The sequence below is a fragment of the Hydrogenophaga sp. FW305-3-2-15-A-LB1 genome, assembly GCF_058787875.1.
In genome coordinates, this window is sequence record NZ_JBYTAE010000020.1 from 16,791 (window position 1) to 43,357 (window position 26,567).

The 26,567-nt window shown below is 67.0% G+C and carries 25 protein-coding genes; 11 read left to right on the forward strand and 14 right to left on the reverse strand.

What is annotated here, in order from left to right; translation table 11 throughout:
- The first annotated feature begins 51 nt into the window (after positions 1-51).
- From AC3WPZ_RS08250 to AC3WPZ_RS08270, 5 genes are read left to right on the forward strand one after another with little or no spacing between them, the layout of a single operon-like run.
- Complete coding sequence (locus AC3WPZ_RS08250; RefSeq protein WP_492434400.1) at positions 52-540, forward strand: TRAP transporter small permease; 489 nt, start codon at positions 52-54, stop codon at positions 538-540.
- Complete coding sequence (locus AC3WPZ_RS08255) at positions 531-1,820, forward strand: TRAP transporter large permease (protein ID WP_382155221.1); 1,290 nt, start codon at positions 531-533, stop codon at positions 1,818-1,820. Before AC3WPZ_RS08250 ends, AC3WPZ_RS08255 begins: the two co-directional genes overlap by 10 nt.
- Positions 1,821-1,842: 22 nt before the next feature.
- Complete coding sequence (locus AC3WPZ_RS08260; RefSeq protein ID WP_492439116.1) at positions 1,843-2,814, forward strand: Bug family tripartite tricarboxylate transporter substrate binding protein; 972 nt, start codon at positions 1,843-1,845, stop codon at positions 2,812-2,814.
- Positions 2,815-2,822: 8 nt separating this feature from the next.
- Positions 2,823-3,734, forward strand: coding sequence for a 5-dehydro-4-deoxyglucarate dehydratase (gene kdgD / locus AC3WPZ_RS08265; RefSeq protein WP_492434397.1), 912 nt, complete (start codon positions 2,823-2,825; stop codon positions 3,732-3,734).
- A 5-nt stretch (positions 3,735-3,739) separates the two neighbouring features.
- Entirely contained in the window at positions 3,740-4,804 is a 1,065-nt protein-coding gene (locus tag AC3WPZ_RS08270; protein WP_492439118.1) for an aldose epimerase family protein, read from the forward strand.
- Here AC3WPZ_RS08270 and AC3WPZ_RS08275 read toward each other — a convergent pair.
- Together AC3WPZ_RS08275 and AC3WPZ_RS08280 are read right to left on the reverse strand one after the other, a co-directional pair.
- Positions 4,794-5,282, reverse strand: a complete 489-nt coding sequence (locus AC3WPZ_RS08275) for a hypothetical protein (protein WP_492439120.1) — start codon at positions 5,280-5,282, stop codon at positions 4,794-4,796. The two genes, AC3WPZ_RS08270 and AC3WPZ_RS08275, sit on opposite strands and share 11 nt — an antisense overlap.
- A 64-nt stretch (positions 5,283-5,346) precedes the next feature.
- Positions 5,347-6,225 (reverse strand): NUDIX hydrolase, encoded by an 879-nt coding sequence (locus AC3WPZ_RS08280; RefSeq protein WP_492439122.1) that lies wholly within the window; start codon positions 6,223-6,225, stop codon positions 5,347-5,349.
- 189 nt (positions 6,226-6,414) lie between these two features.
- Between AC3WPZ_RS08280 and rpoH the strand changes: the two genes are divergently transcribed.
- On the forward strand, positions 6,415-7,362 hold the full coding sequence (gene rpoH / locus AC3WPZ_RS08285) for an RNA polymerase sigma factor RpoH (RefSeq protein ID WP_382155205.1): 948 nt from the start codon (positions 6,415-6,417) through the stop codon (positions 7,360-7,362).
- A gap of 126 nt (positions 7,363-7,488) precedes the next feature.
- On the forward strand, positions 7,489-9,258 hold the full coding sequence (locus AC3WPZ_RS08290) for a 7TM diverse intracellular signaling domain-containing protein (RefSeq protein WP_444687235.1): 1,770 nt from the start codon (positions 7,489-7,491) through the stop codon (positions 9,256-9,258).
- Here AC3WPZ_RS08290 and lysS read toward each other — a convergent pair whose 3' ends face one another.
- The 9 genes from lysS to AC3WPZ_RS08335 all read right to left on the reverse strand — a co-directional run bounded on the left by lysS (position 9,259) and on the right by AC3WPZ_RS08335 (position 19,786).
- Positions 9,259-10,824, reverse strand: a complete 1,566-nt coding sequence (gene lysS / locus AC3WPZ_RS08295) for a lysine--tRNA ligase (RefSeq protein ID WP_492439124.1) — start codon at positions 10,822-10,824, stop codon at positions 9,259-9,261.
- 76 nt (positions 10,825-10,900) lie between these two features.
- Positions 10,901-11,617 (reverse strand): ABC transporter ATP-binding protein, encoded by a 717-nt coding sequence (locus AC3WPZ_RS08300; RefSeq protein ID WP_382155199.1) that lies wholly within the window; start codon positions 11,615-11,617, stop codon positions 10,901-10,903.
- Between the two features lie 16 nt (positions 11,618-11,633).
- On the reverse strand, positions 11,634-12,404 hold the full coding sequence (locus AC3WPZ_RS08305; RefSeq protein WP_291121139.1) for an ABC transporter ATP-binding protein: 771 nt from the start codon (positions 12,402-12,404) through the stop codon (positions 11,634-11,636).
- Positions 12,405-12,417: 13 nt separating this feature from the next.
- Positions 12,418-13,503, reverse strand: a complete 1,086-nt coding sequence (locus tag AC3WPZ_RS08310) for a branched-chain amino acid ABC transporter permease (RefSeq protein WP_291121141.1) — start codon at positions 13,501-13,503, stop codon at positions 12,418-12,420.
- An 18-nt stretch (positions 13,504-13,521) separates the two neighbouring features.
- Entirely contained in the window at positions 13,522-14,451 is a 930-nt protein-coding gene (locus AC3WPZ_RS08315) for a branched-chain amino acid ABC transporter permease (protein WP_382155195.1), read from the reverse strand.
- A gap of 233 nt (positions 14,452-14,684) precedes the next feature.
- On the reverse strand, positions 14,685-15,977 hold the full coding sequence (locus tag AC3WPZ_RS08320; RefSeq protein WP_492439126.1) for a replication-associated recombination protein A: 1,293 nt from the start codon (positions 15,975-15,977) through the stop codon (positions 14,685-14,687).
- Between the two features lie 10 nt (positions 15,978-15,987).
- Positions 15,988-16,623: an outer membrane lipoprotein periplasmic chaperone LolA gene (lolA, locus tag AC3WPZ_RS08325; protein WP_492439146.1), complete on the reverse strand. Its 636-nt coding sequence runs from the start codon at positions 16,621-16,623 to the stop codon at positions 15,988-15,990.
- Between the two features lie 50 nt (positions 16,624-16,673).
- Positions 16,674-19,031, reverse strand: coding sequence for a DNA translocase FtsK (locus tag AC3WPZ_RS08330; RefSeq protein WP_444687236.1), 2,358 nt, complete (start codon positions 19,029-19,031; stop codon positions 16,674-16,676).
- Between the two features lie 80 nt (positions 19,032-19,111).
- Positions 19,112-19,786, reverse strand: a complete 675-nt coding sequence (locus AC3WPZ_RS08335) for a Crp/Fnr family transcriptional regulator (RefSeq protein WP_382321449.1) — start codon at positions 19,784-19,786, stop codon at positions 19,112-19,114.
- 155 nt (positions 19,787-19,941) lie between these two features.
- On the opposite strand from AC3WPZ_RS08335, the gene trxB reads away from it, so the two are divergent.
- From trxB to rpmG, 3 genes are all read left to right on the forward strand, one after another.
- The gene (trxB, locus tag AC3WPZ_RS08340; protein ID WP_382155186.1) at positions 19,942-20,889 is read left to right on the forward strand and encodes a thioredoxin-disulfide reductase; all 948 of its coding nucleotides are present in this window, start codon (positions 19,942-19,944) and stop codon (positions 20,887-20,889) included.
- A 202-nt stretch (positions 20,890-21,091) separates the two neighbouring features.
- Positions 21,092-21,325, forward strand: a complete 234-nt coding sequence (rpmB, locus tag AC3WPZ_RS08345) for a 50S ribosomal protein L28 (protein ID WP_056269541.1) — start codon at positions 21,092-21,094, stop codon at positions 21,323-21,325.
- A gap of 12 nt (positions 21,326-21,337) precedes the next feature.
- Entirely contained in the window at positions 21,338-21,508 is a 171-nt protein-coding gene (rpmG, locus tag AC3WPZ_RS08350; RefSeq protein WP_056269543.1) for a 50S ribosomal protein L33, read from the forward strand.
- A gap of 148 nt (positions 21,509-21,656) precedes the next feature.
- On the opposite strand, the gene AC3WPZ_RS08355 is transcribed toward rpmG, so the two are convergent.
- Positions 21,657-22,883 (reverse strand): DesA family fatty acid desaturase, encoded by a 1,227-nt coding sequence (locus AC3WPZ_RS08355; RefSeq protein ID WP_382321454.1) that lies wholly within the window; start codon positions 22,881-22,883, stop codon positions 21,657-21,659.
- Positions 22,884-23,050: 167 nt separating this feature from the next.
- The gene (locus AC3WPZ_RS08360; protein WP_492439128.1) at positions 23,051-24,319 is read right to left on the reverse strand and encodes an RsmB/NOP family class I SAM-dependent RNA methyltransferase; all 1,269 of its coding nucleotides are present in this window, start codon (positions 24,317-24,319) and stop codon (positions 23,051-23,053) included.
- Positions 24,320-24,353: 34 nt separating this feature from the next.
- Here AC3WPZ_RS08360 and AC3WPZ_RS08365 point away from each other — a divergent pair, with 34 nt between their 5' ends.
- Positions 24,354-25,973, forward strand: coding sequence for a peptide chain release factor 3 (locus tag AC3WPZ_RS08365; RefSeq protein ID WP_382155176.1), 1,620 nt, complete (start codon positions 24,354-24,356; stop codon positions 25,971-25,973).
- On the opposite strand, the gene purN is transcribed toward AC3WPZ_RS08365, so the two are convergent.
- Positions 25,974-26,567, reverse strand: coding sequence for a phosphoribosylglycinamide formyltransferase (gene purN, locus AC3WPZ_RS08370; RefSeq protein ID WP_382321456.1), 594 nt, complete (start codon positions 26,565-26,567; stop codon positions 25,974-25,976).

The following is a 26,567-nucleotide window of genomic DNA, read 5'->3' on the forward strand; positions in this document are numbered from 1 at the left end:
CCTCTCCTCCAGCCCTCGTCCGCTCCGGCGGGCGGGGGAGCAAGGTTTCCCATGTTCACCAAATTGTGTGCCGGCTTGTCCAAGCTGTGCCTGATGCTGGCCGTGGCCGGGCTGATCGCGGTCGTCCTGTGCGTGCAGTGGCAGGTGATCGGCCGCTACGTCTTCAACGACACGCCCACCTGGGCCGAGGCCCTGGCCATGCTGCTGGTGCTCTTCGTCACCGCCTTCGGCCTGGCCGTGGGCGTGCGCGACGCGGGCCACATCGGCCTGGAGTCGCTGGTAAGCCTGCTGCCCCTGCGCTGGCAGCGCCGCATCGAGTACGTGATCCACGCCCTGGTGGCGATCTTCGGCGCGCTCATGGTGCAGAGCGGCTGGCTGTGGATGACCGCCAAGTGGGGCGAGAAGAAGCCCATGCTGCCGGTGCCCGACGGCATCGACTACCTGCCCATCGTGATCGCCGGCGCGCTCATCGTGCTGTTCTCGATCGAACACATCGTCGCGCTGATCCGCGGCACCCTCGTGGAGCCCGCATGGAACTGACTGTCCTGGGGTTGAGCTTCACCCTGTTCCTGATCCTCGGCGTGCCGGTGGCCTTCGCCATCGGCCTGTCCTCGGTCGCCACCATCCTCGTGGCCGGCCTGCCGGTGGCGGTGGTGTTCCAGAAGATGGTCGGCGGCATGCAGGTGTTCAGCTTCCTGGCCATCCCCTTCTTCGTGTTCGCCGGTGAGCTGATGCTGTACGGCGGCATCGCCGACCGCATCGTGCGCTTCGCCAACAGCCTGGTGGGCCACGTGCGCGGCGGCCTGGGCATGAGCAACGTGGTGGGCTGCACGCTGTTCGGCGGCGTGGCCGGCTCGCCGCTGGCCGACGTCTCGGCCATCGGCTCGGTGATGATCCCGCTGATGAAGAAGGAGGGTTACGACGCGGACTACGCGGTCAACGTCACCACCCACGCCTCGCTGGTCGGCGCCATCATGCCGACCTCGCACAACATGATCATCTTCACGCTGGCCACCTCGGGCATCGCCTCGGTGAGCGTGCTCAGCCTGATCCTGGCCGGCCTGATCCCGGCGCTGATCCTCACGATCTGCAACCTGGGCGCGGCCTACTACGTGGCCGTCAAGCGCGGCTACCCCACGCACGGCAAGTTCCCCGGCTGGGGCGAGGTGCTGCGCGCCTTCGGCGCCGCGCTGCCCGGCCTGCTGGTGATCGTGATCATCCTCGCCGGCATTCTCTCGGGCGCGTTCACCGCCACCGAGTCGGCCTCCATCGCGGTGGCCTGGGCATTGGCCATCACCGTGCTGGTGTATCGCACGCTGTCCTGGCACAACTTCCTGAAAGCCTGCGCCAAGGCCTGCAAGACCACCGGCGTGGTGCTGCTGCTGATCGGCATCTCGGCCGCCTTCGGCTACTTCATGGCGCTCTACGAAGTGCCGCAGCTCACCGGCGAACTCATGAAGTCGGTGTCGGACAAGCCCTGGGTGATCTTCCTCATGATCAACCTGCTGCTGTTCGTGCTCGGCACCTTCCTGGACATGGCGGCCACCATCCTCATCTGCACGCCGATCTTCATGCCGATCGCGATGCAGTTCGGCATGGACCCGACGCAGTTCGGCATCGTGATGCTGATCAACTGCGCGCTCGGTCTCAACACCCCGCCCGTGGGTTCGGTGCAGTTCGTGGGCTGCGCCATCGGCGGCATCTCGGTCGGCCAGGTGATGCGCACCATCGCACCGTTCTACGGCGCGCTGGGCATCTGCCTGATGCTGGTCACCTACGTGCCCGCGTTCTCGCTCTGGCTGCCCGGCCTGGTCAAGTAAGCCCCTTCAAGGAGAGATCACCATGTCCATCAACCGCCGACAGCTGCTCGCCTCGTCCGCCGCGCTCGCCGTGACCGGCCTGCCCGCCGCGCACGCGCAGGGCTTTCCGAACAAGCCGCTGAAGATCATCGTGCCCTACCCGCCGGGCGGCTCCTCGGACATCATCGCGCGCGCCATCAGCCAGCCGCTGTCCGACAGCCTGGGGCAGCCGGTGATCGTGGAGAACCGGCCCGGCGCCAACGGCAACCTGGGGGCCGATCTGGTGGCGAAATCCGCGCCCGACGGCCACACCGTGCTGCTGTGCGACGTGGGCGCGCTGGCCATCAGCCCGGCGGTCTACACCAAGCTCTCGTTCGACCCGAGCAAGGACCTGCGCGGCGTGACCATGCTGGCGTACTCGCCGCACATGCTGGCCGTGCACCCCTCCGTCAAGGCCAACAACCTCAAGGAACTGGTGGCCCTGTCCAAGACCACCGAGCTGAACTTCGCGGTGACGGCCGTGGGCAGCGCGCCGCACGTGGCCGGCGTGGCCGTGGAGCGCGCCACCGGCGCCAAGTGGACCTATGTGCCCTACAAGGGCGGCTCGCAGGCCGTGACCGACACGGTGGCCGGCCAGACCCAGGTGATCATGAACGGCATGCTGGCCACGCTGCCGCACGTGCAGAGCGGTCGGCTCAAGGTGCTGGGCATCTCCAAGAAGACGCGCATGCCGCTGGTGGGCGAGGTGCCGACGCTGGCCGAACAGGGCGTCAAGGACTTCGAGTCCGGCACCTGGCAGGGCGTGCTGGTGGCCAACGGCACACCGGCCGCGCTCATCGCGCGCCTGAACGCCGAGCTGATCAAGGCCATCCGCAGCCCCGACGTGCGCGCCCGCCTGACCGGCCAGGGCGCCGAGGTGGTGACCATGCAGTCGGCCGAGCAGGACCGCTTCTTCGACGCCGAACGCAAGCGCTGGGGCGCGGTCGTCGCCGAGGCCAACATCAAACTGGACTGAGCTGCCCCGTGAATCCCCAGGAACTCCAATCCATCGTCGGCAGCGGCCTGCTGTCCTTCCCCTTGACCGACTTCGATGCGCAGGGCGACTTCAACGCCCGAGGCTATGCCGAGCGCCTGGAGTGGCTCGCGCCCTACGGGGCCAGCGCGCTGTTCGCCGCGGGTGGCACCGGCGAGTACTTCTCGCTCTCGGGCGCCGAGTACAGCGAGGTGGTGGGCACCGCGGTGACCACCTGCCGCGGCAAGGTGCCCATCATCGCGGGCGCGGGCGGGCCCACCCGCACCGCCATCGCGCACGCGCAGGAGGCCGAGCGCCTGGGCGCGCACGGCGTGCTGCTGTTGCCGCACTACCTCACCGAAGCCAGCCAGGCCGGCCTGATCGCCCACGTGGAGCAGGTCTGCAAGAGCGTGGACTTCGGCGTGATCGTCTACAACCGCAACGTCTGCAAGCTCACGCCCGACTCGCTCGCCATCCTGGCCGAGCGCTGCCCCAACCTGATCGGCTTCAAGGACGGCATCGGCGACATCGAGCTCATGATGTCGATCTACCTGAAGATGGGCGATCGTTTCTCCTACCTGGGCGGCCTGCCCACCGCCGAGGTGTACGCGGCGGCCTACAAGGCGCTGGGCACCCCGGTGTACTCGTCGGCGGTGTTCAACTTCATCCCGAAGACGGCGATGGCCTTCTACGAGGCGGTGCGCCGCGACGACCACGCCACGCAGCACCGCCTGCTGAAGTCCTTCTTCATGCCCTACCTCGACATCCGAAACAAGGGCGCGGGCTACGCGGTGAGCATCGTGAAAGCCGGCGCGCAGCTCGTGGGCCGCGGCGCCGGCCCGGTGCGCGCGCCGCTCACCGACCTGCAGCCCGCCGAGCGCGAGCGCCTGGGCGAGCTGATTCACGCGCTCGGCCCACAATAGGGCCGATGAACCCAGCCGCATTCCCTCATCTGCTCGACCCGGCGCGCTTCCAAGGCGAAGTGGACGGCCAGCCCACCGCCCTCTTCTTCCTGCGCAACGCGCGCGGCATGGTGGTGGCCATCACCAACCTCGGGGCCAAGGTGCTGCAGATCGTCGTGCCCGACCGCTCGGGCGCGCTGGACGACGTGGCGCTGGGCTACGACCAGCTGGCCGACGTGATCACCGGCTCACCCTCCATGGGCGCTTTCGTGGGCCGCTACGCCGGGCGCATCGGCGGCGCGAGCTTCACGCTCGACGGGCACGAGCACCACCTCACGCCCAACGCGGGCGCGCACTGCATCCACGGCGGGCCGCGCGGCTCGCGCCACCGCGTGTTCGACGCCACGCAGACCGACGCCCAGACCCTGCGGCTGCACCACCGCTTCCTCACCGCCGAAGACGGCTTCCCCGGCACGCTGGACCTGCAGCTCACGTACCGGCTCGACGACGACAACGCCCTGGTGCTCGAACACACGGCCACCGCGCTCGACGCACCCGGCCCCGCGAGCTTCACCAGCCACATCTACTTCAACCTCGACGGTGTGGGCCAGGGCCAGCGCATCGATGGCCACGTGCTGCAGGTGCCCGGCTCGCGCGAGGTGCTGGCGACGGGGGCCGACGGCATCGCCACGGGGGCCCTGGTCTCGCTCGACGGCCACCCGCAGGACCTGCGCACGGCCCAGGTGCTGGGTGATTTGCCCGACATCGACCTGAGCTACGTGCTGGAACCCCTGCCCACATCCGCCGCACGCCCGTGCGCGCAACTGCGCAGCGACATCAGCGGCCGCACCCTGGCCGTGTGGACCACCGAACCGCTGCTGCAGGTGTACACCGCCGGCCAGCTCGGGGTGGCGGAGCGCCCCGACCTCGGTAAATGGGGCGTGCGGCACCGACCCCGCTCGGCCGTCTGCCTGGAGCCCCAGCATTTTCCCAACGCCCCCAACTGCCCGGCGCTGCCGCAGAACACCGTGGCGCCCGGCCGGCCTTACCGCGCCACCACGGTCTATCGTTTCGGCACGGTCAACGATTGAACACCGGCTCCCGTCGGACGCACTCCGGCGGCTCGCCATAACCCGCTGAGCGCACCACGTTCTCCAGGGAGATCTCGACCTGGAACCAGCGGCAGAACGGGTTCACGAAGCGGTAGCTCCAGACCATGCCGCGCTCCCGCCCCAGCCCTTGCACCTCGCCCGGGCGCCCCAGCCTGGCGCGAACCTCGTCGGCGCTCATGCCGGGGTTGATCTGGGTGAAGCGCGCCTCGGTCAGCACCTGCTCCGAGCGGACCACGCGGCCCGAGGCATCGAGGTCCACGAACCAGGTGTGCAGGCCATAAGGGCCCCGGGGATATTCCAGCCGGGTGCCCCCGTCGATCTGGCGCGTGGTTTCCGGCGGACCCATCCGCGCCACGACCTGCTCGCGGCTCTGGCCGGCCATGTCGGCCGTCGGTCCGTAGCCGGCGCACGCGCTCAGGAAGGCCGCACCGATCAAACACCACAAGCGCAAACGCATGGACAGCTCCTGTTCGGTGGCTCAAGCCATTTCGATGGTTTTCAGGGAGGCGAGTTCCTGCCGTTCAGCCCAGCAGCGCGGCCAGGCCGTTCTCGGGCTCGAAGCGGTGGTTGCGGTGCAGCAGGCGCGTCGGGCCGGGCCAGACCCGGGTGGCGATGCTGTGCCTCGGGTCGCCGGGATAGCAGATCACGCGCCGGCCGTCCTCGTCGAACGGCTCGGGCTCGATCAGCGAGGGCGGGCGGCTGCGCGCCGTGGCCAGCACCTGCGCCACATCGGCCAGGCGGCTGAGCTCGCTCAGGCTCATGATCTGCGGCGGCGCCAGGTCGATCTCGCCGGCCCAGTAGCGCTCCAGGCCAGTGCGCGGCGAGAGCCACACGGCTTCCGTCGCTTCGTGGGCGCAGTGCTCCACCGTCTGGTCATCGGGTGCCACGGCCACGAAGAAGCGCGTGTCGAAGCGCTTGTTGGTCACCGAAGGCACGCGCGGCGTGACCCAGCGCGACCAGGGCAGCACACAGGCGGTGGGAATGGGCAGGCCCTGGGCCTGCAGGGCGGCGGCGAACGCCGTGCCGGTGGCCGTCTGCTCGCGCACGGGCTGCACGTGCCTGGCGCCGTTCGCCTGGCCCAGCAGCAGGCCGCATTCCTCGAAGGTCTCGCGCAACGCGGCCACGTGCAGGCCCAGGGCCGTGTCCACATCCAGGCCGGGTTCGCCCAGCCCAGCGAGGCAGGCGGTGGCAGGGCGGTCGAGCGCCGCTGGGTCGGTCTGCCGGTCGGCCGCATCCAGCTTGCCACCCGGGAAGACATGCACGCCACCGAGCACGCCCGAATTGCCGTGCCGGCGCACAAGCAGCACCTCCAGGCCAGCAGGCCCGTCGCGCACCACCATCACGGTGGCAGCGGCCACGGGCGGGGTGAGCACTTCGTCGGAATTGATGGCAATGGGCATGGACCGATTGTCGGTGCACGGGCCAAGGCCTGCAGTCACCGTGGCGCAACCTCCAAAAATGAATACCTTTTTACCAATTTAATGGCAGTGAATGCAAAACCGCACCAGGCCAAGGGCAAGGAACTTCTGCTTTAGCACTCGCTCCTAGAGAGTGCTAATATTCTTCGCAGACACCTGAGGAGGGTTCACATGTCCCACACGCTTGCTCCTGTTGCCACCGCCACCACCGGCTCGATCGCCGTGGCGAATCCGTGGGCGCTCGTGCCGCCCCTGGGCAACCTGGACGCCTACATTTCCGCGGTCAACCGCCTGCCGTTGCTCACGTTGGAGCAGGAGCAACAGGCCGCCCGCCGCCTGCGCGACGACAACGACCTGGACGCCGCCGGCCAGCTGGTGATGTCCCACCTGCGCCTGGTGGTGTCGATCTCGCGCCAGTACCTGGGCTACGGCCTGCCCCATGGCGACCTGATCCAGGAAGGCAATGTCGGCCTGATGAAGGCCGTCAAGCGCTTCGACCCCGACCAGGGCGTGCGCCTGGTGAGCTACGCCATGCACTGGATCAAGGCCGAGATCCACGAATACATCCTGAAGAACTGGCGCATGGTCAAGCTGGCCACCACCAAGGCCCAGCGCAAGCTGTTCTTCAACCTGCGCTCGCGCAAGCAGGGCTTCCGCGCCGATGCGGTCGATGGCGACACCCACCGCGAGGTGCTGTCCGACAGCGAAGTGGGCGTGATGGCCCGCGAACTCAACGTGAAACCCGAAGAAGTGCGCGAAATGGAAACGCGCCTCTCCGGCGGCGACGTGGTGCTGGACCCGGCCCCGGGCGACGACGGCGAAGACAGCTTCGGCCCCATCGCCTACCTGGCGGACGCCACCCACGAACCCACCGCGGTGCTCGAATCGGCCCAGCGCGATGCGCTGGCCACCGAAGGCGTGGCGCGCGCCATGAGCGAACTCGACGAACGCTCGCGCCGCATCGTGAGCGAGCGCTGGCTCAAGGTGAACGACGACGGTTCGGGCGGCATGACGCTGCACGAACTGGCGGCCGAGTACGGCGTGAGCGCCGAACGCGTGCGCCAGATCGAGGTGGCGGCCATGAAGAAGATGCGCAAGGCGCTGGCCGCTTACGCCTGATCCACGACCCCCATTGCCACCACGGCCCCGGCGGTTTCGCGACCCCGGGGCTTCTTTTTTACGAACGGTGCCCGTCGCCGGACCTGCGTCACGCCCGGCCAATGTCACAGGCGACACAATCGGGGGATGTCTGACGTTTTGTGGAAGGGCGCGACGCCCGGGATCCGTCGCGCTCGCAGGCTGGCCGCCTGGCTGGCGCTGGCCTTCTTCTCCCTTTTTCCTGTCCTGCGCGGAGTGGCCGCCGAGCTGCCGCCTGTGGTGCTCGACGGCACACAACCCAGCGTGCCCCTGGCCCAGCGCAGCCTGTACTGGGTGGATACCGGCGGCCAGCTGACGGTGCAGGAGGTGGAAGCCCAACAGGACCAACTGCCGTTTGCGGTGCGCAGCGCCGAACACCGCCTCCTCCTTCCGGACGGCGGCGCGCTGTGGATTCGCTTCGATGCCCAGGCCCGCGACGACCATTCGCGCTGGGAGCTGGAACTGGCGCGCTCGGGCACCGACCGCATCAGCCTCTACCACCGGCTGTCCAATGGCGAATGGAAAGCGCAACACGCTGGCGACCGCCTCGCGGTGAGCCACTGGGCCTTTCCCGACCGCTACCCGGTGTTCTCGCTCGACCCCCGCACCGACGCTGTAGTGACCTACTGGGTGCGCATCGAACACGCTCGCGTGCCGTTCTCCGGCACGCTGCAGATTCACGACCACCACACCTTGCGCGAGCTGCGCATCCACCAGCAGTTTCTGCTGGGCGCCTACTTCGGCATGGCGTTGCTGCTCACCGCGACCGCGGTGGCCAATGCGCTGGTGTTCCGGGACACCAGCTTTGCCGCCTATGCCATCTACATCACAGTCCTCGGGCTGGCCATGGCCGCGTCGCTGGGTGTGGCCGGCCAGTTCCTCTGGCCGAACTCGGCGCAGTGGAACGGATTGGCCGAATTCGTGCTGATGCCGATGGCGGCGGTGTTCGGTCTGCTGTTTGTGCGGCAGGTGGTTCAACCCAGGCGCATCGGTCGCTGGCTGGACCGTTCCGCCCTGGCGCTGCCTGCGGTTCTGGCGGGCCTGATTCTGTGGGACACGCTGTACCCCACCCATGGCAGCCTGCAGGCCGTGACGGCCGCGTCCGCGGCCACGCTCGCGTTGGTCTACGCCATGCTCTGGGCGGCCTGGCGCACGGGGGACCGCTGGGTGCGCTGGATCGCGCTGGGCATGCTGCCGGTGCTGCTGGCCGGGGCGCTGCCGGTGATGCGCAACTTCGGCCTGATCTCATCGGGTTTCCTGTCGCAGTACGGCATGGTGATCGCCGCCGCCCTCGAGGCGCCCTTGCTGATCTACGGCCTGCTGCAACGCTCGTCCCTGCAGCACGAGGCCCAGGCCCGCGCCCGCGCACTGGCCCTGACCGAACCGCTCACCGGCCTCACGAACCGGCACAACTTCATGCTGCGGCTGCACGACAGCGTGGTGCGGGCCCAGCGCTACGGGCACCAGAGCGCGCTGCTGCTGATCGGCCTGGACAACCACGGCTGGTTTGCCGAGCAGCACGGCCGCGAGGTGGCCGACCGCGCGCTGGTGATCACCGGCTCGCTGCTGCGCTCGGTGGCGCGCGACGTGGACACGGCAAGCCGGGTCGACGACAGCACCCTGGCGCTGTTGATGGAAGGGCCGGTGCGCGAGGCGCAGGCCCTGGCCGCGGCCACCAGCATCGTCGCGGGCGGCCTGCGCCCTTCGGTGCAACTGCCCGTGGGCACCACGCTGAAGTTCAAGATCGTCGTGGCGCTGCTGCCCGATCCCACGCCCGAACTTCAGCAGGACGCCCAGGCACACCTGGACTGGCTGCGCCAGGCGCTGGACGCCCTGCGCAAGGACCCGCGCAAGGCGATCCTGAAACTGAACTTCTGATCAGCCTTCGCGGCGCAGCGCGGGGAAGAGGATCACGTCGCGGATGCTGGGGCTGTCGGTCAGCAGCATCATCAGGCGGTCGATGCCGATGCCGCACCCACCGGCGGGCGGCATGCCGTACTCCAGCGCGCGGATGTAGTCCGCGTCGTAGAACATGGCCTCCTCGTCACCCCCGTCCTTGGCCGAGGCCTGCGCCTGGAAGCGCGCGGCCTGGTCCTCCGCATCGTTGAGCTCGGAGAAGGCGTTGCCGAATTCGCGCCCGGTGATGTAGAGCTCGAAGCGCTCGGTGACCGCGGGGTTCGCGTCGTTGGCGCGGGCCAGCGGCGAGATCTCGGTCGGGTGGTCCATGATGAAGGTCGGGTTCCAGAGCTTGTCTTCGACCTTCTCTTCGAAGTACAGCACCTGCAGGCTCGGCAGGCTGCGACTGGAGAGCTGGTGCTTCTCCTCGCTCAGGCCGAGCTTCTTGAGCTGCGCGAGCAGCCAGGCCGCATCGTCCACGCTGTCGCCCGCCTCGGTGTACTTGACGATGGCTTCGCGGATCGTCAGGCGTTCGAAGGGCGACAGGATGTCCACCGGCTGGCCCTGGTAGGTCAGCGGCTCGTCACCGCGCACCCGGCGCACCACGTGGCGAATGAGTTCCTCGTTGAAGTCCATCAGGTCCTGGTAGTTCCAGTACGCCGCGTAGAACTCCATCATGGTGAACTCGGGGTTGTGGCGGACGCTGATGCCTTCGTTGCGGAAGTTGCGGTTGATCTCGAACACACGGTCGAAACCGCCCACCAGCAGGCGCTTGAGGTAGAGCTCGGGCGCGATGCGCAGGAACATCTCCTGGTCCAGCGCGTTGTGGTGGGTCTTGAACGGCTTGGCGTTGGCACCGCCCGGGATCGGGTGCAGCATGGGCGTTTCCACCTCGAGGAAGCCGTGGCTCACCATGAAGTCGCGGATGCTGGCCAGGGCCTGGCTGCGCGCGACGAAACGCTTGCGGGCGGTTTCGTCGGTCATCAGGTCCACGTAGCGCTGGCGGTACTTGATTTCCTGGTCGGCGATGCCGTGGAACTTGTCGGGCAGCGGGCGCAGGCTCTTGGTGATCAGGCGGATGCGGTCGGCCTGGATGGTGAGTTCGCCGGTGCGCGTGCGCATGAGCACGCCCTCGACCGCGATGATGTCGCCCAGGTCCCAGTGCTTGAAGGCGCTGTGCTGCGCCTCGCCCACGCCGTCGTTGTTCAGGTAGATCTGGATGCGGCCACCCGAGGGGCCGAAGGACGCGTCCTGCAGCGTGGCGAAGCTGGCCTTGCCCATCACGCGCTTGAGCATCATGCGCCCGGCCACGCTGGCGCGCACCGGCTCGGCTTCCAGCGCTTCCTTGGTGGTCTCGCCATAGCGGGCGAACAGGTCGGCAGCCTTGTCGGCGGGTTTGAAGTCGTTGGGAAACGCCACCCCCTGGCCCTGTTTCTGCGCCTCGCGCAGCGCCTTGAGCTTCTCGCGGCGTTCGGCGATGAGCTGGTTGTCGTCGTGCGCCGCAGGCGCACTGGTCTCGGCGGTGGGGGGGGTTTGGGCTTGGGTCATGAATGAAAAATGGGTTGGGCACCGAGGTGCGCAACCCATGATTGTAGTTTTCGGCCCGATCGGGGCCGAATTCGCGTTATTCGCCGAGGTAGGCGGCGCGCACCTTGGGGTCGTCGAGCATGTCGCGGCCCACGCCGGTCATGATGATTTCGCCCGAATCCATCACGTAGCCGCGGTCGGCGATCTGCAGCGCGCGGCGGGCGTTCTGCTCCACCAGCAGGATGGTCACGCCTTGGGCGGAGACGTCGCGCACGACCTCGAAGATCTTGTCCACCATGATGGGCGACAGGCCCATGGACGGCTCGTCGAGCAGCAGCACCTTGGGCTGACTCATGAGCGCGCGCGCCATGGCCAGCATCTGCTGCTCGCCACCGCTCATGGTGCCGGCCAGCTGGTCCTTGCGTTCGCGCAGGCGCGGGAAGATGCCGAACATCTTCTCGATGTCCTGCGCGATGCCGGCCTTGTCCTTGCGGATGTAGGCACCCATCTGCAGGTTCTCGGTGATGGTCATGCGGGTGAACACGCCACGGCCTTCCGGCACCATGGCCAGGCCCTGCTTCACGAGATCCCAGGCGCCCTTGCCCTTGATGCTCTGGCCCAGGTACTCGATGTCGCCGGCCTCGTAGGCGAGCGAACCGGTGACGGCTTTCATGGTGGTGGTCTTGCCGGCGCCGTTGGAGCCGATGAGCGAGATCAGCTCGCCCTCGCGCACCTCGAGATCGATGCCCTTGACGGCCTTGATGCCGCCGTACGCGACCTTCAGACCGCTGACTTTGAGGAGTGTGTTTGCCATTTGCGTCAATCCTTGATCAGTGGCCGCCGGTGCCGAGGTAGGCCTCGATCACCTTGGGGTCCTTCTGCACGTCGGCCGGTGAGCCGGAGGCGAGCTGCTTGCCGTAGTCGAGCACGGTCACGCGGTCGCACAGGCCCATCACCAGTTTCACGTCGTGTTCGATCAGCAGGATGGTTCGGTTGTCCTTGCGGATGCGGTCGATCAGCTCGCGCAGCTGCACCTTTTCGGTGGCGTTCATGCCGGCGGCCGGTTCGTCCAGCGCGATCAGCTGCGGGTCGGTCGCCAGGGCGCGCGCGATTTCCAGGCGGCGCTGGTCGCCGTAGCTCAGCGTGCGCGACTTGTAGTCGGCGAACTTCTCGATGCCCACATAGGCCAGCAGCTCGCGCGCGCGCGCCGTGATCGCGGCCTCTTCGCGCTTGAAACCGGGCGTGCGCAGCACGGCGCCGATCAGGCCCGAATGGGTGCGCACGTGGCGCCCGACCATGACGTTTTCCAGCGCCGTCATCTCGGCGAACAGTCGGATGTTCTGGAAGGTGCGGGCGATGCCGGCCTTGGCCACCTCGTGCACCGCGCTGGGCGTGTAGGGCTTGCCCGCGAGTTCGAAGGAACCGCTGTCGGGTGTGTACAGCCCGGTCAGCACGTTGAAGAAGGTCGTCTTGCCGGCGCCGTTGGGACCGATCAGGCCATAGACCTGACCGCGCTTGATTTCGATGCCCACATCGCTCAGGGCCTGCAGGCCCCCGAAGCGCTTGGAAACATTCGCCACTTTGAGAATGGTGTCGCTCATGTGAATGCTCCGCTTACTTGGTCAGGGACTTGCCGTGCTCGGGCGAGGGCCACAAGCCTCTGGGGCGCAGCAGCATCACGACCACCATGGCCAGCGCGATGAGCAGTTGGCGCAGGATCTCGGGGCCAAGGCGACCCCCCGTCAGTTCGGTCAGCGGATGTGCCACATGGCGCAACACCTCAGGCAGGCCCGCCAGCAACAGGGCACCCAGCACCACGCCCGGGATGTGCCCGATGCCGCCCAACACCACCATGGCCACCACCATCACCGATTCCATCAGCGAGAAGGACTCGGGCGAAACGAAGCGCTGGAACGAGGCGAACAACACGCCGGACACGCCACCGAAGGACGCGCCCATGCCGAAGGCCAGCAGCTTGAGGTTGCGGGTGTTCAGGCCCATGGCCTTGGCGGCGATCTCGTCTTCACGAATGGCCATCCAGGCGCGGCCGATGCGCGAATCCTGCAAGCGGTAGGAGATGACGATGGCCAGCACCACGAAGAACAGGAACAGGTAGTAGTACAGCGTGACCGGCTGGAAGGTGTAGTCACCGATGGTCAGGCGCTTGCCGAGGTCGAGGCCGAACACCGAGATGGTGTCGATCTGGCTGATGCCCTTGGGACCGTTGGTGATGTTCAACGGGCGGTCCATGTTCAGCAGGAAGATGCGGATGATCTCGCCGAAGCCCAGGGTGATGATGGCGAGGTAGTCGCCACGCAGCTTGAGCGTGGGTGCCCCCAGGATCATGCCAACCACCCCCGCAATCGCCGCCGCCAGGATCATCACCAGCCAGATGTTGTAGTGCAGGCCGTTGGGGAACATGGCCTTGATGGCCGGGAAGGTGTCGGCGAGGTGGGGCGAGCCCAGCAAGGCAAACACATAGGCCCCCACCGCGAAGAACGCGATGTAGCCCAGGTCCAGCAGGCCGGCGTAGCCGACCACGATGTTCAGGCCGAGGGCCAGCAGCACGTACATGAGCGCGATATCGACAATGCGCACCCAGGAGTTGCTGCCGGTGGACTGCAGGATGATGGGCAGCAGCAGCAAAGCCACCGCCGCGATCAGGAAGACGATCAGCTTGCCGGTTTTGGTGTTCATCATGGTGTTTCTCCCGGACGGTCAGGCACGGTCCGCCACACGTTCACCCAGCAGCCCCGAGGGACGCAGCGTGAGCACGATGGCCAGCACGATGAAGGCGAAGATGTCGGTGTACTGGCTGCCCAGCACCCCACCGGTGAGCTTGCCGAGGTAGCCGGCGCCCAGGGATTCGATCAGGCCGAGCGCAATGCCCCCGACCACCGCACCGGCGAGGTTGCCGATGCCGCCCATCACCGCGGCCACGAAGGCCTTGAGGCCGGGCATGAAGCCCATGGCGTGCTGCACGGTGCCGTAGTTGGAGGCCCACATCACACCGGCAATGGCCGCGAGCATGGCGCCGATGATGAAGGTGGCGGAGATGACCACGTCGGGCTTGATGCCCATGAGCGCGGCCACACGCGGGTTCTCGGCCGTGGCCCGCATGGCTCGGCCCAGATTGGTGCGGTTGACCAGCCACATCAGGAAGGCCAGCGTGACCGCCGTGGTGGCCAGGATGACGACCTGCGTCACCGAAATCACCGCGCCACCGAACGCGATCGGTTCGCGCGACAGCATGGAGGGATAGGACTTCGGGTTCGGCGCCCAGATGATCATGGCGAAGGTCTGCAAGAGCAGCGACATGCCGATGGCGGTGATCAGGGGCGCGAGTCGGTTGGAATTGCGCAGCGGCCGGTAGGCCAGTTTCTCGATGGTGAAGTTGAGCGTGGCGCAGACCACCATCGCGATGATGGTGGCCAGCAGGAGGACCACCCAGGTCGGCAGTCCGGTTGACGCACTGGTCATCCAGCCGATGACCGTCCAGCTGGTGAGGGCCCCCACCATCAGCACGTCGCCGTGCGCAAAGTTGATCAGTCCGATGATGCCGTACACCATGGTGTACCCCAGTGCCACCAGCGCATACATACTGCCCAACACCAGACCGTTGATGATCTGCTGCAGCAAAACTTCCATGAATGTTTCTCCGTGTTTTGTGACAGGCCGGGAAGCGCTTGTGGCGCCGGCCCGTTTCAACCTAGCAAAAAACCCGCCAGACATGACCTTGAAACAGGACCGACTGCGGGTTGGTGGACGGATTGTAATGAGGGGCTTTTGGGGCCCACATGCGTGTAAGCCCTTAGCGGACGCGGGTTTACCCTGGTTTTAGGTGCAACTCCCCAGACCGCATCAGCGCGATTGGCAGTGCATTAGTCTTTTTGATTGTTGAGTTTCTTGAGCTCGCGCAGCTTATCGGCGATGCGCAACTCCAGCCCACGCTCGACCGGGCGGTAGAAGCCCGGGTCGGCCATGCCATCGGGCAGATAGCGTTCACCGGCCGCAAAACCGCCCTCTTCGTCGTGCGCGTAGCGGTAGCCCTTGCCGTAGTCCAGCGACTTCATGAGCTTGGTCGGCGCGTTGCGCAGGTGCATGGGCACGGGGCGGGTGCCGTCCTTCTTCACAAAGGCCTTGGCTTCGTTGAAGGCTTTGTAGACCGCGTTGGACTTGGGCGCCACCGCCAGGTACACCACGCACTCGGCCAGGGCCAGCTCGCCCTCGGGACTGCCCAGGCGTTCGTACACCTCGGCGGCGTCCAGGGCCAGGCGCAAGGCGCGGGGATCGGCCAGGCCGATGTCCTCGCTGGCCATGCGGATGAAGCGGCGGGCCATGTACCGGGGTTCGGCGCCCCCGTCGAGCATGCGCACGAACCAGTACAGGGCGGCATCGGGGTCGGAACCGCGCACGCTTTTGTGCAGGGCGCTGATGGTGTCGTAGAACTGTTCGCCGCCCTTGTCGTAGCGGCGCATGCGCTCGCCCAGCACCTTGAGCAGCCAGGCATCGCTCACCTCGGCGAGTTTTTCCCGCCCGGCCGCCACCGCCAGGGTCTCCAGCGTGTTGAGCAGGCGGCGCGCATCCCCATCGGCGTAGGCGATGAGTCGGTCCACGGCGGTCGATTCGATGGCCGGCACCGCGTCGATCGCCTGGGCCTTGACCACGATCTGACGCAGATCGTCTTCCGACAAAGGCCGCAGCACGTAGACGGCCGCCCGCGAGAGCAACGCCGAATTGACCTCGAACGAGGGGTTTTCGGTGGTGGCACCAATGAAGGTGAACAGGCCACTTTCCACGTGCGGCAGGAAGGCGTCCTGCTGGCTCTTGTTGAAGCGGTGCACCTCGTCCACGAACAGGATGGTGCGCTGGGGCGAGAGGCCGCTGCGCGCCACCTCGGCCCGCTCCACAGCCTCGCGGATGTCCTTGACGCCGCCCAGCACCGCGCTGATGGTGAGGAACTGCGCGTCGAACGCGTCGGCCATCAGGCGGGCGATGGTGGTCTTGCCCACGCCCGGTGGGCCCCAGAGGATGCAGCTGTGCGGCTGGCCCGATTCGAAGGCCAGGCGCAAGGCCATGCCCTCGCCCAGCATGTGCTGCTGGCCGATCACCTCGGCCAGCGTGCGCGGGCGCAGGCGCTCGGCCAGGGGCACGTGGTTACTGGCGGTCGACACGGCGGAACGATCAGGGTTTGACGACAGCGGCACCCGGTGGCGGCTGGAACTTGAAGTCCCCCGCCTTCAGCGGCGCATTGGCCTGCCAGCTGTTGAACGTGAGCACCGAGCGCTGGCCCAGGCTGTCCTCGATGTCCAGCACCGCCAGCTGCCCCTGGCGAAAACCCACGCGCACCACCTGCAGCTGGCCGTTGCGGTCCTTCGGGCGGGCCTCCAGCCACTCCAGGCCATCGCGGGCGGCGGCCGGCTTGAGTTCGAACGCGTCCGAGAGCCCTTTGAGATCGGTCCCGGCCGCGATCAGCGCGGCAGGCGTGCTGCCCAAGGCTTCCTTCTGCGAACGCGATGTCACCTGGTTCAGGTCCACGTCGTAGAGCCACAGGGTCTGGCCGTCGGCCACGATGGTCTGCTCGAACGGCTTGGCGTACACGAAGCGGAAGCGGTTGGGCCGCAGGAATTCGAACGTGCCGCTGGAGGTCTTGCTGCGCGCCACAGTTTCGTTGGCGCGCTTGGGCGAGGTCACGACCTGGGTGAAGCCGGCCTTGCCGCTGTCCACTTCACGCAGGAATCTTTCGAGGTCTTGCAGGCCATCGGCCTGGGCGGCGAGCGCGGCCAGCGACAGCGCGCAGGAAGTGAGGAGTTGCTTGATCATGGACGGTAGGACCCGGTTGCGCCGACTTGGTTGCATGCCGGCGGGCTTCATTCCCCGCCGCGCGAGGGCACCAGGATGTCGCGCTGCCCGCTGGAGGTGAGCGCGCTGACCAGCCCCGCGTTCTCCATGTCCTCCAGCAGACGCGCCGCGCGGTTGTAACCAATCTTCAGCTTGCGCTGCACATAGGAGATGCTGGCCTTGCGGTCCTTGAGCACGATCTCGACGGCCTGGTCGTACAGCGCATCCTTCTCGCCACTGCCACCCTCGCCACCGCCTTCGCCGAACAGGTCGCCCCCTTCGCCGTCGCCCATGCTGCCTTCGAGCACGCCGTCGATGTAGTTGGGTTCACCGCCCTGCTCTTTCAGGTAGGCCACCACGCGGTGCACCTCGTCGTCGCTGACGAAGGCGCCGTGCACGCGGATCGGGAAACCCGTGCCGGAAGGCATGTACAGCATGTCGCCCATGCCCAGCAGGCTTTCGGCGCCCATCTGGTCGAGGATGGTGCGGCTGTCGATCTTGCTGCTGACCTGGAACGACAGGCGCGTGGGGATGTTGGCCTTGATCAGGCCGGTGATCACGTCCACGCTCGGGCGCTGGGTCGCCAGAATCAGGTGGATGCCGGCCGCGCGCGCCTTCTGGGCCAGGCGGGCGATCAGCTCCTCGATCTTCTTGCCCACCACCATCATCAGGTCGGCGAGTTCGTCGATCACGACCACGATGTAGGGCAGGCGCTCGAGCGGCTCAGGCTGCTCCGGCGTGAGGCTGAACGGGTTGCCGATGATCTCGCCGCGCGCCGTGGCCTCGTCGATCTTGGTGTTGAAGCCCGCGAGGTTGCGCACGCCCATCTTGCTCATGAGCTTGTAGCGCTTCTCCATCTCGGCCACGCACCAGTTCAGGCCGTTGGCCGCGTGCTTCATGTCCGTCACGACCGGCGCGAGCAGGTGCGGAATGCCCTCGTAGACGCTCATCTCCAGCATCTTGGGATCGATCAACAGCAGGCGCACGTCACGCGCGTCGGCCTTGTAGAGCAGCGACAGGATCATCGCGTTGATGCCCACCGACTTGCCCGAACCGGTGGTACCGGCCACCAGGCAGTGCGGCATCTTGGCGAGGTCGGCCACCACAGGCTGCCCCCCGATGTCCTTGCCCAGGCCCATGGTCAACATGGACTTGGCATCGTTGTACACCTGTGAACCCAGGATTTCGCTGAGCTTGATGGTCTGGCGCTTGGCGTTGGGCAGTTCCAGCGCCATCAGGTTCTTGCCGGGGATGGTCTCGATCACGCGGATCGACACCAGCGACAGCGAACGGGCCAGGTCACGGCCCAGGTTGACGATCTGTGAGCCCTTCACGCCGGTGGCGGGCTCGATCTCGTAGCGCGTGATCACCGGGCCCGGGGCGGCCGCCACCACACGCACCTCCACGCCGAAGTCCTTGAGCTTCTTCTCGATCAGCCGGCTGGTCATCTCCAGCGTCTGGCTGTCCACCCCGGCCTGGTGCAAGGGGGCGCTGTCGAGCAGGTCCACCTGCGGCAGCTTGCTGTCGGGCAGCTCGGTGAACAACGGCTTCTGGCGCTCCTTGGCCACGCGCTCGCTCTTGGGCACATCGACCAGCGTGGGTTCGATCACCACGGGCACCGGGTGGTGTTCCTCGATCTCGACGCGCTCGACCTTCACCACCTCTTCGCGCTCGCGCGCGGCCTTCTCGCCGATGCGCTGGTCTTCCACCGCCTCGCGCTTCTCGCGCCGGGCCTCGAACCAGCCATCCAGCGTGTGCCCGACTTCCTCGGCCCAGTGGCCCCAGGAGAAGCGGAAGACGGTGGGCAGACACACCAGCAGCACCGCCAGCATGGCCAGCGCCGAACCGGTAAACCCCAGCCAGCGCATCGCCACAGGCCCCAGCGCATGGCCCAGCACGCCGCCGGCGTGGTCGGGCAACAAGGCCTCCAACCGATAGAGGCGACTCCATTCCAGCACCGTGCTGGCCGCCATCAGGACGACCAAGGCCAGCCAGAACAGCGCGCGGCGCGCCCAGGGGCGGTGCCAGAGGCGATCGCCGGCCACGGCTTCATCGCCCGTGCCTTGGGCGCCGCGGATCCAGCGCGCCAGGGTGGACAACCAGGCCCGCACCCCGGCGAGAAACAGCCACCAGACCGAAAAGCCGAGCAGGTAATAGCTCCAGTCCGACAGCATGGCGCCCAGGCGGCCACCCCAGTTGCTCACCTCGGTGGAGGTGCCCGTGGTGCTCCACGCGGGATCGGCCAGGGAGTGGCTGAGCAGTGCCAGCAGCCAGAACGCGAGCGCCGCAGCGCCCAGCACCAGGCCGATTTCCTGGGCAAACCGGGACACACCCGCCGGCGCCGCGGAACCGCGGTCGGCGTTGAGGGTGTTGAGTGAATAAGTCATAGGCCTCGCTGAAATCCAGCGACAAGCTTACCCCATGACTGCCACCGACCGGGCAATGCCGGCCGGGTGCGAAAGAGCCCTCAACCGAGCGAGTTGAGGCGCTCCTTGATGACGGTGCTGCCCTCTTCGGTCACCTCGATGAAACCCCGGTCTTCCAGGTCCTTCATGACGCGGCTGACCATCTCGCGGGAAGCCCCGATCATCTTGGCCACGTCCTGGCGCGAGACCCGGTCCTTGATGGTCAGGATGCCGTCCTTGTCGGGCTGGGCGAACTCCAGCAGGGCTCGGGCAACGCGGCCGTACACGTCCATCAGCGCGAGTGACTCGATCTTGCGGTCCGCGTGGCGCAGGCGCTGCACCAGGCCGCGCATGACCGCGTAGGCCATGGAGGTGTTTTCCGGCAGGCAGCGCGCGAATTCGGTGCGCCCCAGGATCAGCACGTCGGTCTGCACCTCGGCGCGCACGGTGGCCGAATGCGGCTGGTTGTCGATCAGGCTCATCTCGCCCACGTAGTCGCCCGGATTCATGGTGGCCAGGATCACCTCACGCCCCCGGGTGTCGGTGGTGACCACCCGCGCCCGCCCGGTCAGCACGATGGCCAGGCAGTTGGACTTCTTGCCCTGCTCGACGATGCACTCCCCCCGCTTGAAGCGCCGCTTGACCACCGAATCGGCCACCGATTCGGCCTGGGCCTGGGTCAAGGTGGAAAACAAGGGAACCCGGCGGATCAGGTCGAGATTGGACAGGAGAGACATGCGTGTATTCCTTGGTTGGGACGGCGCGCGCGGCGCTCTTTCATACAATGATTCGCACACATTGGGCGCCACGCGGCACTGGATTTGCCCCCGAACGCGCCCATATAACCACCGACTCTAAACCACTTGGCCCCAAATTCGATGGGGCGCTCAACATGAAACACGCGAAAGTCCTCATCCTGGGTTCAGGCCCTGCCGGCTACACCGCGGCCGTCTACGCCGCGCGCGCCAACCTCAACCCCGTGCTCATCACCGGCATCGCCCAGGGCGGCCAGCTCATGACCACGACCGATGTGGACAACTGGCCCGCCGATGCCGAAGGCGTGCAGGGCCCCGACCTGATGCAGCGTTTCCTGGCGCACGCCGAGCGCTTCAAGACCGAGATCATCTTCGACCACATCAACGCGGTCGACTTCTCCAAGCGCCCCTTCGTGCTCAAGGGCGACAGCGGTGAATACAGCTGCGATGCACTCATCATCGCCACCGGCGCGTCGGCCAAGTACCTCGGCCTGCCCTCCGAGGAAGCCTTCATGGGCAAGGGCGTGTCGGGTTGCGCCACCTGCGACGGCTTCTTCTACCGTGGCCAGGAAGTCAGCGTGGTCGGCGGCGGCAACACGGCCGTGGAAGAGGCGCTGTACCTGTCCAACATCGCCAGCAAGGTCACGCTGGTCCACCGCCGCGACACCTTCAAGGCCGAAGCCATCCTGATCGACAAGCTGATGGAGAAGGTTGCCGCCGGCAAGATCGAGCTCAAACTGCACAGCACGCTGGACGAGGTGCTGGGCGACCCGACCGGCGTGACCGGCGTTCGCCTGAAAAGCGTGAAGACCGGTGCGACCGAAGACCTGGATGTCAAAGGCTGCTTCATCGCCATCGGCCACCAGCCCAACACCGACATCTTCAAGGGCCAGCTGGACATGAAGGACGGCTACATCACCACCCGTTCGGGCCTGCAGGGCATGGCCACCATGACCAGCGTGCCCGGCGTGTTCGCCGCCGGCGACGTGCAGGACCACGTGTACCGCCAGGCCATCACCAGCGCCGGCACCGGCTGCATGGCCGCCCTCGACGCCCAGCGTTTCCTGGAGCAGAACGCCGCCTGAGCGCGGGGCTGACGGCCGGCCCTGGCGGCTTGGCCGCCAGTTGGCTATAATTGCGGGCTTTGCTGAGATTTACCGGCTTGCCCGGGCACGAAGCAGATTCGGGTTACCGCCACCCTTTCCTGGCGAGGTGAGGCTGATGGGCCGACACGGAGACACCTCCGGTTCGCGGTCCACAGCTGTTTGAAATGATCGGAGTGTCCTCATGGCACGCGTCTGCGACGTCACGGGCAAGAAGCCCATGGTCGGGAACAACGTTTCCCACGCCAACAACAAAACCAAGCGCCGGTTCCTGCCGAACCTGCAATACCGCCGTTTCTGGGTCGAGAGCGAAAACCGCTGGGTGCGTCTGCGCGTCTCCGGTGCCGCCCTGCGCCTGATCGACAAAAACGGCATTGACGCCGTGCTCGCCGACCTGCGCGCACGCGGTCAAGCTTAAGGAGAACCGAACATGGCAACCAAAGGCGCACGCGAGAAGATCAAGCTGGAATCCACCGCTGGAACCGGCCACTTCTACACCACCACCAAGAACAAGAAGACCACGCCCGAGAAGATGCTGATCAAGAAATTTGATCCCAAGGCTCGCAAGCACGTGGACTACAAGGAAATCAAGCTCAAGTAATCGAGCCGATTCCCAACAAAAAACCCGCTGCGAAAACAGCGGGTTTTTTTATTCCTTCCAGGGCGCCACGGATCCGGCTTTGCCGGTCCGTCAGCGCCGCCCCCTTGAGGGGGTGACGCGCCGCAGGCGCGGCGCAGGGGTGGGCCAATCAGGCGTGGGCGGAACGCAGGCGGATCGAGAAGTCGCGCAGTGCGGCGATGCCACTTTCCTCGGCGCGGCGGCACCAGGCCTGCAGGTCCACGGCGAGCTGTTCGCGCGTGGAGTTCGTGCTCGACCACAGGGCACGCAGTTCTTCGCGCATGGTCACCATCTTGTCGAGCACCGGGTGCTCGGCGCGCACCTGGGCCAACTGCGGCTTGACGTTGGCGGGCACCTTGTCGTCGTCGCGGTGCAACCAGCGGCGCGCGGCCTGCAGCACGGTGGCGTCGCCGCGGCGCTGCTTCAGGGCCTCGAGTTCGTGCTTGCAGGCGGCGCGCATTTCGCGCGCATAACCGGCCATCACTTCGTAGCGGTTGGCGATGATCGCCTCCAGCGTCTTCTCGTCGGCCACCGGGCGCACGGCGCCATAGGCCATCTTCGGCGGCACCTTCTTCACCGAGGCCAGGCCCACGGACTTCAGCATGGTGATGTACATCCAGCCGATGTCGAATTCGTAGGGCTTGACCGACAGCTTGGCCGAGGTCGGGTAGGTGTGGTGGTTGTTGTGCAGCTCTTCGCCGCCAATGAGGATGCCCCAGGGCGACACGTTGGTGCTGCCGTCGGCGGCTTCGAAGTTGCGGTAGCCCCACCAGTGGCCGATGCCGTTGATGATGCCGGCGGCGGTGATGGGAATCCAGGCCATCTGCAGCGCCCAGACCGACAGACCCAGGACCCCGAACAGCGCCACGTTGATGATCAGCATCAGGCTCACGCCCAGGCGCGAGCGGCCGGTGTAGAGGTTCTTTTCAATCCAGTCGTTCGGCGTGTTGTGGCCGTAGCGCTCCATGGTCTCGGCGTTCTTGGCCTCGGCCCGGTAGAGTTCGGCGCCCTCGTAGAAGACCTTCTTGATGCCGAAGATGTGCGGGCTGTGCGGATCACCTTCGTGTTCGCATTTGGCGTGGTGCTTGCGGTGGATGGCCGTCCACTCCTTGGTGACCATGCCGGTGGTCATCCAGAGCCAGAAGCGGAAGAAGTGCGACGCGATCGGGTGCAGATCCAGCGACCGGTGTGCGGAATGGCGGTGCAGGTAGATGGTGACGCTGGCGATCGTGATGTGCGTGAACACCAGGGCCACGATAAGCACCTGCCACCAGGCGGCGCCCGTCAGGCCGCTGGCCAGAAACTGGATCAGGCCATCCCAGACAGCAGAGAAGATTCCGGAATCGGAAGAAAACATGGAGTTCCTAAAAGACCGCCCTGGGTCACGGACATGGAGGGGCGCCAAGCCCATGGGCGGTGTGGGCCAGCGAAGCTTGGATTTTAAGGCCGGGGGTGCAAATCACCAACCCATGGACGGCCAGGGATGAAAACTTAAGCCTTTATTTCAGGCGACTTGAACACAATTCAAACCTTTTTCCGCCAAACGGCAGCGAAAAAGCCGTCTGTTGCGTGCCGATGCGGCCATAAACGCAGCCATTTTCCATTTTCGCCCGCGCACAGGGTGGATGCCCCGGAAACGTGCACCCCCTCCAGCAGGCTGACCACCGGCACCGGTTCGAAGTCCGGGTGGGCCGGTTCGAATGCCGCGCACACGGCCTCGTTTTCGGCCTGGAGCAGGCTGCAGGTCGCGTACACCAGCCGGCCGCCGGGCTTGAGCAGGCGGGCGGCGCTGTGCAGGATGGCCTGCTGCAGATCGGCCTGGGCGGCCACGGTCTGCGGCGTCTGGCGCCATTTCAGGTCCGGGCTGCGCCGCAGGGTGCCCAGGCCTGAGCAGGGCGCGTCGACGAGCACGCGGTCGATCTTGCCGGCCAGGCGTTTGATGCGGTCGTCCCGCTCGTGGGCGATCGCCACTGGGTGCACGTTGGACAGGCCACTGCGCGCCAGCCGGGGCTTGAGCGCGTCGAGCCGGTGGCCGGAGGTGTCGAAGGCGTAGAGCCGGCCGCTGTTGCGCATGGCGGCGCCGATGGCCAGGGTCTTGCCCCCGGCACCGGCGCAGAAATCGACCACCATCTCGCCGCGCTTGGCGTCCAGCAGCAAGGCCAGCAGCTGAGAGCCTTCGTCCTGCACCTCCACCTCGCCCTGCACGAAGGCCGGCAGTTTGGCCAGCGAGGGCTTGCCCTGCAGGCGGATGCCCAGGGGCGAATACGGCGTGGCCGCCCCCGTGAGCCCGGCCTTCTGCAGGCCGGCCAGGGCGGCGTCGCGCTTGGCCTTGAGTACGTTCACCCGCAGGTCCAGGGGCGCGGGCTGGTTCAGGCTGGCGACCAGCGCGTCGAATTCGTCGCCCACCTGCTCGCGCAGGGCGGTGGCCAGCCACTCGGGCAGGTTGTGGCGGTGCGGCGCCATCAGGTCGGCGTCGGTGACGGCGTCGCAATGGTCGAGCCAGCTTTTTTCGGCGTCCGTCAGGGCGCTCTTGACGAAGTCGCGGTCGCCCGGAAAGGCCAGGATCGCCAGCCGGCGCCATTTGGAGCCGCTGCCGGAGCGGGCCAGCCACTCCAGCTTGAGGCGTTCGCGCAGGATGGTGTAGACGGTGTCGGACAGCGTGGCCCGCTCGCGTGGGCCCAGGGAACGGTTTTCACGGAAATGGCGCGCGACGACCGCGTCGGCGGGGTGCTCGAACTTGAAGACCTGCTCGATCAGGCTGGCGCTTTCGTCCAGAAGGGCTTTGGGGTGCATAAGCCGTATTGTCCACCGGGGATAATCAGAGGCTATGTCCGACATCCCGAACCAAGTGCGCCGCCGGCGCACTTTCGCCATCATCTCCCACCCCGACGCGGGCAAGACCACCCTCACCGAGAAGCTGCTGCTGTTCTCGGGCGCGATCAACATCGCGGGCAGCGTGAAGGCGCGCAAGGCCGCGCGCCACGCCACCAGCGACTGGATGGAAATCGAAAAGCAGCGGGGCATCTCGGTCGCTTCGTCGGTGATGCAGATGGAGTACCGCGACTGCGTGATCAACCTGCTGGACACCCCCGGGCACCAAGACTTCTCGGAAGACACCTACCGCGTGCTCACGGCCGTGGACGCGGCGCTGATGGTGATCGACGCCGGCAACGGCGTGGAGCCCCAGACCCGCCGCCTGCTGCAGGTCTGCCGCGCGCGCAACACGCCCATCCTGACCTTCGTCAACAAGATGGACCGCGAGGTGCAGGCCCCGCTGGACCTGATGGACGAGATCGAGCGCGAGCTGGGCATGACGGTCGTGCCCTTCACCTGGCCGGTGGGCATGGGCAAGACCTTCCGGGGCGTGTTCGACCGCCGCACCGACCAGATGCGTGTGTTCGCCGCCGGTGAAGATCGCCGCGGTGGCGACGAGGACGTGCTGGCCGGCCTGGACAACCCCGAGAGCCTGCAGCGCTTCGGCGCCGAGTTCGCGCAGGCGCGCGACGAGCTGGAGCTGGTGGCCGGCGCCTCGCCCGCGTTCGAGGAGGCCAAGTTCCTCGCCGGCCAGCAGACGCCCATGCTGTTCGGCTCGGCGGTGAACAACTTCGGCGTGCGCGAGGTGCTCGACGCCCTGGTCGATCTGGCGCCGCCCCCGGGCGAACGGCCCGCGATCCAGCGCGTGGTGAAACCCGAGGAGACCAAGTTCAGCGGCGTGGTCTTCAAGATCCAGGCCAACATGGACCCGGCGCACCGCGACCGCATCGCTTTCGTGCGCGTGGCCAGCGGCCATTTCGAGCGCGGCATGAAACTCAAGGTGGTGCGCTCGGGCAAGGACCTGCGGCCCAACACCGTGGTGAGCTTCCTTTCACAGCGCCGCGAACTGCTCGACGAAGCCTTTGCCGGCGACATCATCGGCATCCCCAACCACGGCGTGCTGCAACTGGGCGACACCCTCACCGAGGGCGAAAGCCTGCAGTTCACCGGCCTGCCCTTCTTCGCGCCGGAAATCATCCGCAGCGTGGAAGTGGCCGATCCGTTGCGCAGCAAGCAGCTGCGCGCCGGCCTGACCCAGCTCGGCGAAGAGGGTGCCATCCAGGTGTTCCGCCCCGTGGCGGGTTCGGTGCTGCTGCTGGGTGCGGTGGGTCAGCTGCAGTTCGAGGTGGTCGCGCACCGCCTGGAGCACGAGTACGGCGTGAAAGCCCGCATCATGAACAGCCCCTACCAGGTGGCGCGCTGGGTGACCTGCGCACCCGAGGACGGTGGCGAGGTCGAACTCAAGCGCTTCATCGACGCCAACAGCCACCGCGTGGCGCTGGACGCGGTGGACGCGCCCACGCTGCTGGTGGACCACTCGGCCACCCTGCGCGCCGTGGAGGCCAACTGGCCGAAGATCAAGTTCCACGCCATGCGCGAGCACGCGGGGCTGGTGTTCGCCAAGGGCGTCTGATCAGGCGGCGGCCAGCAGCCGCTCCACCGCGCGGGGGTAGATCACATGCTCCTGCGTGAGCACCCGCGCCGCCAGCGCCTCGGGCGTGTCGCCCGGCAGCACCGGCACCACCGCCTGCGCCAGGATCTCGCCGTGGTCGAGCTCGCTGGTCACGCGGTGCACCGTGGCACCCGCGAAGCGGCAACCCATCTCGATCGCGCGCTGGTGCGTCTTGAGCCCCGGAAAGGCGGGCAACAGGCTGGGGTGGATGTTGACCAGCCGACCTTCGTAGTGCTGCACGAAGCCCGGGGTGAGAATGCGCATGAAGCCCGCCAGCACCACCAGCGCGGGGCCGTGGCGGTCGATCTCGGCCATCAGCGCGGCGTCGAAGGCCTCGCGGCTGGCGTAGGCGGTGTGGTCCAGCGCGGCGGTGGCGATGCCCTGTTCCTTCGCCCAGGCCAGGCCCTGGGCGGCGGCCTTGTTGCTCACCACGGCCGCCACGCGCGCGCCGAACCGGGCCTGCCAGCGTTGCGTCCGGGCGGTCTCCACGATGGCGGCCATGTTGGAGCCGCTGCCGGAGATGAGAATCACGATGTTTTTGTTCACGCCAGACAT